The organism is Brachybacterium equifaecis (genome assembly GCF_023509525.1).
Taxonomy (GTDB): Bacteria; Actinomycetota; Actinomycetes; order Actinomycetales; family Dermabacteraceae; genus Brachybacterium; species Brachybacterium equifaecis.
Map to the genome: position 1 here is coordinate 1 of NZ_JAKNCJ010000015.1, position 9,930 is coordinate 9,930.

Genomic DNA, 9,930 nt, shown 5'->3' on the forward strand with positions numbered 1-9,930 from the left:
TGCTCAGGCGTGTGCCGCTTCCTCGTGTTCGTCATGATGAGACCAGTCTTCCTGCCCGCAGCAGCGAGCATCAAGACGACTCACACAACGACTGGACCTACATCACGGGGTCAGCCCAGGAGGAGCCACGGGACGCAGCATGAGCATCACGCCATCGGCGTCGACGGGCGTCCAGTCATGATTGTGTACTCGAAAATCGAGGCCCTGGTCGTTGTTCGCCGAGTAGACCAGGATCGCCTTGCCGTCTCCGCACAGCTCCAATGTTCGGATCCAGAGCTGATCCCGGATCCTGGCCGAGGGCCTCCCGACGAAGACGCCTGGACTTATCTCCATGAGCCACTTCGTGAGGTCTCCTCGTAGACCTGGCGGGCATGCGGTCAACACCAGAGTCATCATCAGATGGACTCAGCAGTCGACCAGTTCGTGCCGCTGGGAACGGCCTCGATCTCGATCCAGAGGAGGAGGTCACCGAAATCCATCTCCAGCTCAGCCGGCACCTCCAGCAGCTCGTGCAGATCAGCAACGACCTGGGGAAGAAGCTTCGCCTCGACGATCCGGTCCCGGACCAACCGCCGCACTTCCGCTGCAGGGTCAATGGCGTCGGATGCGACCGCATCGAAGGCGGCGGGGATCGACACCTCGGCCTTGTAGAGATCAGCGATGTCGTAGACGAAACCGCGGTCGGTCCCGGAGTGCACGACACCGAGGGACGCCACGCACCCCAGGGACGCGATCACTGCATGACAGATCCCGTAGAGGGCTGCGCTCGCCGCCGTCAGCGAGCGATTGATGTTGTCTCCCGCCTCGAAGTCGTCCGGCGAGTAGGAGCGTCGGCTCCACGGGACTCCCACGCGTTCTGCTTCAGCGGCGTACATCCGCTTCATCCGCGCGCCTTCGCGACCACGCAGCTGAGACATGGAGAGAGCAGAGATGTCTTCGCCGGGGAACCGCTTCTCGTACATGGCCCGAGCGCAGGACAGCCGCAGTCGCTGGTTGGAGACGATGCGAGCCTGAGCCTCCGCGAAACGCGAGGACTTCGCCAAAGGGCGGCCGGATGCGTAGTACCGGACACCGTTCTCTCCGACCCAGGCCACCGAGACGCCGCAATCTCCGACGACACCCATCGCGGCATGGGTGATCCGACTGCCGGGTCCGAGGAGGAGCACTGCAAGCGAGGCGGCCGGTACGTGCACCACGCCGCGCTGATCGGTGATCGTCAGAGCATTTGCCTGCCGGTGCACAGTGCAGTGCTCGGCATACAGGAAGGAGATCCTGTCTCGGACCGGCGCGAGCTCCTGCCGCTCAGGCGGGGCGGCTCCCCATGAGGCGCTCACCGCGGAGGGTTCAGCTTCGCGATAGTCATAAGACCGCAGCCATAGGCGCGTCCGCGCCCGATGCCCTCGACCAGTGCACGACGAAAGACCTGTGCATCAGTAATGCGCAGGGCGCCGTCGAACTGAGCGGTGCGCAGGGTAACGAGATTCGGGTTCGAGCTCTGCGGATTGCGACGAGTGAACGTCAGATCGGTACGACGCGACACGGCGGCATCCCGGGCTGGGGAGGCAGCCGGACTCTCGCTCGTGGCCTCCAGGATCTCGAAGCCGTTCGAAGAAGCCTTAGACGCCAGCCATTCGACCTGCTGCTCCGGCGTCACGTGGGGTACGACCTTGCCTCGCTTCCCTCCAGCGGAAGGGAGGCTCCGGACGGGGTTCGCCGTGAGCCGGAAGACCCGCTCCTGCCCGCTGAGCAGGGAATCGAGGAGGGGTTGATAGTCAGCCGTCTCGCCCGGTCTGGCCGTCCAACCGGCTTGGTCCACGATCACATCCCGCTGAGGACTCTCGGGACCCACGACGTACAGGGTGTGCTGGTGCTCGGACGTGTCCAGGCGCCACAGGATGCGCCCCGCGCTCTCGTCGAGATCCGGAGGGAACATCGCGCGCACGGCTGCGTGCATCGCCTGGGGGTTCGACAGCAGCTTCCTGCCCCCACGGCGCTGCGGGTTGATGAGAATGCGGCTGAATGTGCTCACGCGGAGATCACCTCCTCGAAGAATGGGTCCGCACGACGCGTGCCAAGGTCGTTGTGGATGCGCGCGCCTCCCGGTTCCTGGACGACCGTTCGCCACGCGTACTTCCGGTGCTCCTGGGCGAAGGAGAGCGGCACATCCTGCCGTGCGGCTCCCTCTTCGCCTGGCACGCCGTCCCGGAAGATCGGCAGGGTGACATCCTGAGGGCGGGTCTTGCGGTGGGATGGCGCGGCGAACCAGGGTGCCTCACTCAGAGCTGACACCGCATCCAGGTCCACTACGCCCTGGTTGAGATCAGCGCTCGCAGGGCAGGAGCGTCGCCCGAGGAAGAGCGTGAACCGAGGCGAGCGAAGACGTTCCGCGATGCCCTCGAGCAGGCCGCGATCCTCCGACTCGATCGCTGCGAGGAAGACAGCGTCGGTGAGGTAGTAGCGACTGACGAGGGACGTCGACCCGTTTGCCTGCCACTGCTGAGTGGTCTGGTAGTCATGCAGGAGGGCCCCTGGCTGATCCACTCGGACGGCGAAGCGCAATTGGGCGAGATCCTCGATGCTGTCGGTTCGACGACGGCCCTCCGCCGCTGCGACGAGACCGAGAACTCCGGACTTCGTCGGATACGCGCCTGTAGCGCGATCGCGGTATCTGCTGGAATCTCCCCAGGACTGGAGCGGCCCCTTCAGCAGGAGCAGCAGGGAGCTCGTCATGCGGACACCTCGGACTGCGCCTCGAGCTCGGATGCGAGTGCGTCGCGCACCCGCGCTTCGATCTGGGGCAGGGTGGTGGCGGTCGCGATCCCGTCGAATGCGCCGGGAAGATCGTTGAGTCCCATGACGAAGCTCGCCTTGGGGACGAAGCCGTAGTTCTTCTCGAGCGAGGCCTCCTCCTGGGCCAGGCGAGCTGCCCCCTCAGCGCGGCGGCCACGGTCATCGCCGGTGCGCACGGGCGCCTCGAAGGCGTTGACCAGAGAGAGCGATCGCGTATCGCGCACGGCGATGTACACGAGCTCGGGGACCGTGTTGTGGGCGAAGCTGTTCTGCTTTCCCGTCGGGAGGGAGGTGATGAAGGAGGAGATGAAGGCGGAGGTCGCATCCAGAGCTGCGTCGCGGCTGCCCAGGTTCTCTGCCAGCGAGAGCAGGTCCACGGAGGCGAAGCGGTAGAGGGTGGAGGACATCAATTGGGTGGTGCCGATCATGCCTGCGCCGCTCTCCTCGGCGTCCTCGACGATGTCGTCCACAGCGGTGAAGTAGTCGAACTCGGGCTCGGACTCGTGGATCCCGATGGCGTGAGCGACCTGCACGGCCGCATCGACATTGAAGTCAGGCGCGTCTGCGACCATGCGGCCGAACATCGCGATGTCGATGCTGTGGGAGTCGTCCAGCAGCTTCTGGGCATCCTTCTTCGTCGGCTTGACGCCCTCGTTCTCCAGGAGGTGGCGCGCCGCGGCATCGATCTGCCGCGGGCTGAGGAACAGCAGGTACCCGGTCTCGTGTCCGCGCTTCTCGTCGCCTTCCCGAACTTTCGGCTCAGTGAGCTTGATGCCGGCCGCGGCGAAGATGCTCTGTGCGGCTGCATCGGCCTTCTCGCCATCCCACTCGGCGCCGTCTGCTCTGCTCAGCTCGATGATTCGTTTCGCGACCAGATCCGCGACGCGCTTCGTGCGGAAGCCGACACTCTGGGCACCGAGCGTCTCCTCGAAGTCCCGACGGATCGCGCGCTTCCATGACTGGGAGGACACGCGCTGGCGGGGGACGCCGCCGAAGACTGCGCTCTTCGGCGCGCCGGTGTCATCGCGGTTGATGTTGCTGGGCGGAAGGGACTGCAGGGCGTGGATATCGAGAACGAGAGACATGGACGGTCCTTTCAGAGGTGGTCAGTGCAGGAATGGTCAGTGGAGCGGATCAGGCGGAAGGAGTCGCCGGCAGCGCGGATGCCGCGGCGCTGTCGGATGAGGTGCCTTCAGGGGAGCGGCGCGGAGGAGTCGCGAAGTCGCGTCCCCAGCGCAGCAGGACGCCAGCACGATGCGGACTCGCCAGAGTGCGCAGATCTCGGGCGAACATCCCGTAGTCGAAGCCGATCTTCTCGCCGCGGAGAAGCGTGATGAGCGACCTGGCATGGGTGAGCCGGGAACGCTGGTCTCGGGCCGCGAGGAGGGCATCGAATCGCGGCTTCAGCGATCCGCTCTCAGAGCGGGATCGCAGAAGAGACATCGCTGAGCCGAAGCTGCGACCCCGGACGTGCATCGGCTCCGTGGCGGACTGCATGTGGAGGGCGAACAGCGTCATGGCATCGAATGCAGCGCGCTCGGTGGGCGAGGCGGCATCGCCGCGCCCGAGATCCTCCTGCCGCAGTGCGGGATCGAGCGCATCGAGCACATCCTGGAGTGCCAGAGGATGCTGCTCCGGGGTGAAGCCCGCGCTGCGACGCAGCACGGCCAGACGACCGCGTGCCTGAGCCTGCTGGCGCTCCCCCCGGGAGCCGAGGAATTGGGCCTGCAGCGTCACGACGGACGTGCCGACGGCATCGGAGAGCTCGGCGGTCCGAGCCGAAAGCTCCTTGTTGTGTGTCGGGTCGAGGTCACTGGTCATGGCGGGACTCCTCAGAGGTATCGGCGGGCTGGGCACCTGACGCAGGCGCGTCGTCGCGGCGCGAAGGGGTGTCGCGGAGCAGCGGGAGGGACTTCCTGAGATCGCGCAGGAGCTTGCCGTAGGCCGAGCCTGCGCTGATGAGAACGGGTCGGTCGTTCTGGAGGATCTCGCGGCCGATCAGCGCCTTGGTCCCCGCCCCGCGAAGGAGGAGCTGGGCGCGCTCGCGCACTGCGCGGTGGACATACTGCTGCCAGCGTGTGCATTCCGCTTCAGCGTCTGCGAGGACGAATCTGCCGAGCCACTCCCGGAACGAGGGTTCCAGCTCCGCGAGCAGAGCGTCCGTGACTGCAGGCTGGAACACGTATTCGCCACCGGCTGCCAGCTGGAGCTGGCCGGCGAAGCTGCCGAGGTTCACGGCGGCATCCATCGCGGCTCGTGCGGCAGCGAGCACCAGGGTGCGGGCACGCAGGGAGTCCTCGTGCAGCAGGGCACGGGGGATCTCCAGTCGGGAATCGACGGTTGTCGAGGCGGAAGAAGCCTGGGCACCGTAGGACGCCGAGGTGAGCCGGACGGAGAGCACCGCGGGAATACTGGTTCCCGCTGTCTGAGCGGCGGCGAGCGCATCGAGAGTCTGAGGTCGTTTCCCCGGTTTCGCCCCGCGCTGCAGCTCAGTCTCTCCACCGAGGGCGATGAGCGGCTCCAAGGAGCGCCACATCATCCGCTCGGTCGAGTAGGGGCGGGGGTAGTAGACGTCGAGGTTCTTCTTCGACTTGTTCGTGCTGAAGCGGTAGGGGGTCATCGGGTCTCCGAAGACGTTCGCTCCCGCCTCGGGGATCTGGTCGCCGTTGCTCACGAGCACAGAGGTGACGCGACCGTGGTCCACGAAGAGCCGCACGCGACGGGACTGCCAGGTGGCGAAGTCGGAGGGACCTGTCGGCCTGCTGGAGAGACGCTGAGCTGCGCCATCGGGCTCCCGCTCCCATACGGGCCGGTCCTCACCACCTGCTGTCAGGGCCGCGGGTGCGGTGTTGAGCACGAACGTCTCGCGCAGGGTGGAGCCGAGAATGGTCGTGCCCCCTGTGAGTCCCGACCATCCCGGGCCGATGGGGTAGCCCTTGCCGCCCTTCACCCGGGGATCTCCGATGGCGCCGGATTTGATGCCGGAGTAGTCGTAGGCCTGGGTGTGGATGAGCCAGCGCGCGGCTTCGTCGAGCGCCAGGCTGTCCAGAGCGTTTCCGGCCCTCATGGAGAAGTAGCTGGACTCAGCCTCCGGGACGATGCGTTGGATCTCGCTCCGCGAGCCGCTCGGTGTGGCAAGGTCGGCGACCTGCATGAACGGGGCCTCAGGGTGCAGGAGATCGAATCGCGCGGCATATCGGTCGAGGTAGTCCAAGGCGGCATCGTCGGCGCCACCCTCCACCGCATCCTCCCAGGCGAACTCGCGCCAGGTGTCGAAATCGAACGTCTCGCCGGGGCGCACCTCGGTCTCCGATCGGTGCGCGCGCCAGAAGATTGCGAGGAGGATCCTCAGCACCGCGTAGTCCTGGGTCGGGGAGTCCCCGCGGATTGCTGCAACGGACACGGAGCCATCGAAGATCTCACGCAGGGACAGCTGGGTGTCGGTGCCGTCGGCCGCTTGGCAGCGGATCCAACGTTCCGTGATGAGGGAGAACGACGGTGTCTCGGTCATGGCGCTCCTCGTGGAGTGAATGTTGTCGAAGCGTATGGGGGCGGTCAGACATTCGGGGTGGATTCGGCCTGATCGGTGACGTCGCACAGTCCGAGGTCCCTGTCGTACCGGAGGCGCCGGCCGTTCAGCTCGATGGAGCTGGCTTCGTCGAGCCGAAGTGCGAGCTGACCCTTGAGCCAGGAAGACGTGCGCCAGCCGATCGGAGTCTCCCGCTCCAGCTGATCGACGGTGCGCTTGAAATCGGCGTCGAATCGGGTGAAGCGAGCCGGGAGGCGGACGGTGGCTGATGCGAGGGCTCGCGCCGCGCGGGAGGGCAGTTCGAGATCGGGGCTCTGATGCGGGGTGTCTGGGCCTGCATCGAGTGCGGTGTACCCGGTGTCATGCCAACGAATCGGGATGACCTCGATGGTGGGATCACTGTCGCGCACCTGGGCGAGCCCCTTGGCCTCTTCTGCCTCGGAATCGATGTTGGCTGCGAACACTCCGAACAGCTCGTCCAGGGTCTTCGCGCTCGTGGGCGACTCGATGCGGAAGGTTCGTGCCCGAGCGCGTGCGGTCAGGCGGTCGGCCTCACTCGTTCGCGATGCCGCTTCCCACGCCTCCTCCCAATCCACCGGAATGGGAGGTGCTGCACCGTAGACCTCGTGGACCAGGGGCGCGATGTCATCGGGGCGGGAGAAGCCCGATGGGATGACCTTGCTGAGCAGGACGGCCAGAGTGGCCAGAAGCAGACGCTCGTCGTAGACCGCCCGGGTGCCGCTCTCGAAGACCGGCGGCGAGGAGGATTCGATGCCTCGGACGAGCACCCGAGGCTGGCGCATGCTCTCCGGGCGATCCGAGTCGGGCCGCGAGTGTCGATGGAGACGACCGATGCGCTGGATGATGAGATCGATCGGGGCGATATCTGTGACCAGCAGATCCACATCGATGTCAAGGCTCTGCTCCGCCACCTGGGTCGCCACGATGAGACGCCGGAAGGGACGGGCGCCGCCACGGTGCGCGTCTGGACCCAGCTGGGCTCGCAGCTCCTGCTCCTTGCGGACCCGGTCTGAGGCGATGAACCCCGCGTGGTGGAGCTCCACCTCGCCCGGGAAGCGGGCCTCGAGCGCCGAATAGGCCTCCTGCGCTCGACGGACGGTGTTGCACAGCACGAGAACGCAGCCACCATCCTGAATGTCGTGCGCAAGGCGCTCGACGAGGCGGGCAGGATCGTCGTCGATGAGCTCGACGTCGGCCCGGAGGTCCGTGCCGCGGGACTCGACAACGGTCTCCCGGATGTCGTGTGCATCGACGGTGGTCACCAGCGGATAGTCGGTCGAGAGCGAAAGCTGCTCGTCAGTGGCTCGGATCTGCCGGCTGTACGCAGCCACCAGATGTTCCTTCTGGGCCGTCGGCAGCGTGGCGCTGAGGAGTATGACGGGAACTCGATACCGGGCGAGCCATTCGAGGGCCATCGCCAAGTACTCCGACATGTAGGTGTCATAGGCGTGGACCTCATCGATGATCACGACCTTTCCTGCCAGGCCCAGGTGGCGCAGCATCGAGTGCTTGGCCTGGAGTGCCATGAAAAGGACCTGATCCACCGTGGCAACAGTGATGTTGGAGAGGATCCCTTTCTTCCTGCCTGACATCCACTGGGAGGCGATCACGTTTCCCTGGCCACCCGAGACGTCCGAGACGCCGCGGAACCGGAGACGATCGAAGTCCGTGTTGAGATGGCTCTTGGAGTGGCCGAGGAACATCGACAGCGGACTGTCGTCTGCGGCGCGGTGCGACCACTCCAGCACGCGGTGGAACAGGCCGTCCGCGGTGGACATCGTCGGCGCGGCGATGAGGATGCCCCCGGAACCCGCCATCGACGCCAGAGCCTCGGCCGCTGTGAGCGCCGCCTCGGTCTTCCCCTCGCCCGTCGGGGCTTCGATGATGACGAGTCCCGGCCCTGAGAGCTGCAGCGATGCGGCTGCGGCAGCCTGCTGGACGGGGCGCGCTCGTGCGCTCGGCGACCATCCGAAGCGATCGCGAAGGTGAGCGTCGAGATGGGCGAGGTCCGGAGCATGGGGTGACCATGGCCGAGTGAGATCCACGGCCTCGATCCCTGCCAGGCGCCGCTCGCCTGAGCACCCGGCCTCGGAGAGTGCGAAGTGGTCTGCCGACGATGCGATCCAGTCGGCCATGATGATGATTCCGGTCAGCAGCGTCAGGGTGTAGCCCACGATGGGTCGCCGCAGCCGAGGCAGGATCGGTCGTACGTCGGTCTGATCTGCGACGAAGTCCAGGAGCTCGCGCTGAACGGCACGCCATTCGGGGTGGTCGGCGTCGTACTCCTCGAGGATTGCTGCCGCGAATGTGCGGCTGCTCTCAGAAGAAGGAGACCCGTGGTGGGCGTCAGCCGTCCGGGCGAGGCGATCGGGGGCGGTGGCCCGTGCGCCGGACTCGCGCAGCCACGAGCGCAGAATCACCCATGACGCCAGGGAATGGTGAAAGGATCGCACGGAGCGCTCAGTGACTCCGTGCTGCAGTCGCAGACCCGAACGGCGGAGTCTCTCTATGAAATGAGCTCCGTCGGGTCGTTCCGCCATCTGAGTCTGAAAGGTTTTGGTGGCTTTTCCGATGTCATGAGCGCCAGCGAGGAAGCTGACCAGCTTGCGGGCCTCGTCGTCGTCCAGTTCGAGTGCATCGGCGATCTGAGCGCGGACTCCAGGCGCTAGCCACCGCGTCCAGAGCTCGTCCGCAACGCCGAGCGAGTCGAGCATGTGCTGGGGGAGAGACAGCCAGATCTCCTCGCCCTCGAGCCGCTCCACTCCGTCGCCTGATTTCGCCCAGAGAGCGCGTGCTTCGTCGGACAGCTCTGCGATAGTGCGCGGAGTGGAGCGGGGCATCGGTGCGTCCTCGGGTGGGGGTGGGTTGAATCTGGCTCTTCACGAACGAGGGTGTAGTCGGTTGAGCGCGTCGGTGGCCGGGTAGGGGTCGAGGTCTCCCGGATGATGGAAGTTCTTCACGCTCGCCATCCCGAAAGACCTCGACGTGCTCCACCCTACTTTCGCGACCCCTGACCTGACCACGTTCTGCCGCCTCGACGAGCTCGGCCTCGTCGCCGTCGGCCAGCTGATCGAGCCGGATCGGGCCACGATCGAATGCCGCGTCGTCGAGGACGACCCGTGGTGTCGGAAGTGCGGTGTCGAGGGCGTGCCGCGGGACACGGTCACGCGTCGACTGGCGCACGAGCCGTTCGGGCACCGGCCGACGACCCTGCTGGTGCGGGTGCGCCGGTACCGGTGCGGACACTGCCGGCGCACGTGGCGGCAGGACATGACGCGGGCAGCGGCGCCGCGTGCGAAGATCTCCCGCGGCGGCCTGGAGTGGGCGCTGCGGGGCATCGTCATCGACCACCTCACCGTCACCCGCGTCGCCGCAGGTCTCGGGGTGTCCTGGAGTGCCGCGAACGCCGCCGTCCTCGCGGAAGGCAAGCGGCGCCTGATCGACGACCCCGCCCGGTTCGACGGGGTTGGGCTGACCCCGTGATGTAGGTCCAGTCGTTGTGTGAGTCGTCTTGATGCTCGCTGCTGCGGGCAGGAAGACTGGTCTCATCATGACGAACACGAGGAAGCGGCACACGCCTGAGCAGGTCG

At 66.4% G+C, this 9,930-nt stretch carries 8 protein-coding genes and 1 pseudogene; 1 reads left to right on the plus strand and 8 read right to left on the minus strand.

Annotated features, from left to right (window positions below):
* Positions 1-102 precede the first annotated feature (102 nt).
* From cas2e to cas3, 8 genes are read right to left on the minus strand one after another with little or no spacing between them, the layout of a single operon-like run.
* Entirely contained in the window at positions 103-396 is a 294-nt protein-coding gene (cas2e, locus tag Bequi_RS14025) for a type I-E CRISPR-associated endoribonuclease Cas2e (RefSeq protein WP_347272012.1), read from the minus strand.
* Positions 396-1,334, minus strand: a complete 939-nt coding sequence (gene cas1e / locus Bequi_RS14030) for a type I-E CRISPR-associated endonuclease Cas1e (protein ID WP_347272013.1) — start codon at positions 1,332-1,334, stop codon at positions 396-398. Before cas1e ends, cas2e begins: the two co-directional genes overlap by 1 nt.
* Entirely contained in the window at positions 1,331-2,029 is a 699-nt protein-coding gene (gene cas6e, locus Bequi_RS14035) for a type I-E CRISPR-associated protein Cas6/Cse3/CasE (protein WP_249738559.1), read from the minus strand. The genes cas1e and cas6e overlap by 4 nt, the downstream gene beginning before the upstream one ends.
* Positions 2,026-2,730, minus strand: a complete 705-nt coding sequence (gene cas5e / locus Bequi_RS14040) for a type I-E CRISPR-associated protein Cas5/CasD (RefSeq protein WP_249738560.1) — start codon at positions 2,728-2,730, stop codon at positions 2,026-2,028. The genes cas6e and cas5e overlap by 4 nt, the downstream gene beginning before the upstream one ends.
* Positions 2,727-3,875, minus strand: a complete 1,149-nt coding sequence (gene cas7e, locus Bequi_RS14045; protein WP_249738561.1) for a type I-E CRISPR-associated protein Cas7/Cse4/CasC — start codon at positions 3,873-3,875, stop codon at positions 2,727-2,729. Before cas7e ends, cas5e begins: the two co-directional genes overlap by 4 nt.
* Before the next feature lie 49 nt (positions 3,876-3,924).
* Positions 3,925-4,611: a type I-E CRISPR-associated protein Cse2/CasB gene (gene casB / locus Bequi_RS14050; RefSeq protein ID WP_249738562.1), complete on the minus strand. Its 687-nt coding sequence runs from the start codon at positions 4,609-4,611 to the stop codon at positions 3,925-3,927.
* The gene (gene casA, locus Bequi_RS14055) at positions 4,601-6,301 is read right to left on the minus strand and encodes a type I-E CRISPR-associated protein Cse1/CasA (RefSeq protein WP_249738563.1); all 1,701 of its coding nucleotides are present in this window, start codon (positions 6,299-6,301) and stop codon (positions 4,601-4,603) included. Before casA ends, casB begins: the two co-directional genes overlap by 11 nt.
* Positions 6,302-6,345: 44 nt before the next feature.
* Positions 6,346-9,180 carry a CRISPR-associated helicase Cas3' gene (gene cas3 / locus Bequi_RS14060; RefSeq protein ID WP_249738564.1) on the minus strand — a complete coding sequence of 945 codons (2,835 nt, stop codon included), beginning with the start codon at positions 9,178-9,180 and terminating at the stop codon, positions 6,346-6,348.
* A gap of 145 nt (positions 9,181-9,325) precedes the next feature.
* Here cas3 and Bequi_RS14065 point away from each other — a divergent pair.
* Positions 9,326-9,808, plus strand: a pseudogene (locus tag Bequi_RS14065) (transposase family protein); the annotation flags it as partial.
* Between the last annotated feature and the right edge of the window lie 122 nt (positions 9,809-9,930).